The following is a 1,134-nucleotide window of genomic DNA, read 5'->3' on the forward strand; positions in this document are numbered from 1 at the left end:
GCCGGGGTGGTCAGGCTGCTTGGGTGAGGGGGCGTCCGCCGTAGCGGACGCCCTTTTCGCTGCGGACACGGGCTCGTTCGCGGCGTTGGGCGGCGAGGAGGTCGGGGTCGCGGGTGTGGGTGTTGCGCCAGCGCAGGTAGGCGTGCAGCGCGCGGGTCTGGGCGGTGTGGTTCGGGTGGTTGGAGTTCGCGATGGTGAACTGCCGCAGCGGTCCGAAGTGCGCTTCGATCGGGTTCGCCCAGGACGTGTAGGTCGGTGTGAAGCACAACTCGACGCGGTTGCGGCGGGCCCATCGGCGGATGCGCCAGTTCTTGTGGGCGGACAGGTTGTCCAGGATCACGTAGATCGGGGCGCCGTCCGGACGGGCCTTGCGGATCGAGCGCAGTGCGGCCCAGGTGTGGTCGATGCCCTTGCGGCGGTGGTTGACGCCCCAGAGGGTGTCGTCGCCGACCGAGTAGCAGCCGTGGAAGTAGGTGACGCCGTGGGTGCGGTGGTAGGTCGCCGGCAGGCGGTCGGGCCGGCCTTTCGGCGCCCAGCCGGATCCGGCGGTCGGTCGGATGCCGAGCGGCCCGAATTCGTCGAAGGCGAACACCCGGTCCGGGAACCGTTCCAGGACGTGTTCGATGCGGTCGAGCTTGGTGTCGTAGTCGGGGTCGTTGGATTCCTTCCAGGTCTTGGTGCGCTGGAAGGTGATCCCGCGGCGGGCCAGCAGGGTGCGTAACGCCTCGCGGCCGAGGCGTATGACGCGGTCGTGGACCTTGCGGAGGTAGGCGGCGAGTTTGCGGATCGACCAGCGGGTGAACGGCTGGCCGAGGGCGGTCGGGCGGGTGGCGGCCGTCTGGGCGACGAAGTCCTCGTCGTCATGGTTGAGCAGGCGGGGACGGCCTCCCGCCCACCGAGGGTCCAGGCTGGCCATCCCGGTCTCGTTGAACCGGTGGACCACGTCGCGGACGGTGTCCTCGTCCGCCTGGACCAGCCGGGCGATCACCGGGACCGTGTTCCCGCCGGCCGAGGCCAGCACGATCATCGCCCTGCGGAACCGCACCGCGCTCGTGGTCCCGCGTCGCACGATGCGTTGCAGCCTGCGACCCTCGTCCTCGGTCAGTCTGCGGACCTTGACCGGCTCTGCCACCG

At 70.4% G+C, this 1,134-nt stretch carries 1 protein-coding gene; it reads right to left on the bottom strand.

What is annotated here, in order from left to right; all coding sequences use genetic code 11:
• Positions 1-10 precede the first annotated feature (10 nt).
• Positions 11-1,132: an IS630 family transposase gene (locus tag ABEA93_RS41970; RefSeq protein WP_345681288.1), complete on the bottom strand. Its 1,122-nt coding sequence runs from the start codon at positions 1,130-1,132 to the stop codon at positions 11-13.
• Positions 1,133-1,134: the final 2 nt, after the last annotated feature.

This window comes from Yinghuangia aomiensis (assembly GCF_039542225.1).
In the GTDB taxonomy this organism is placed as follows: Bacteria; Actinomycetota; Actinomycetes; order Streptomycetales; family Streptomycetaceae; genus Yinghuangia; species Yinghuangia aomiensis.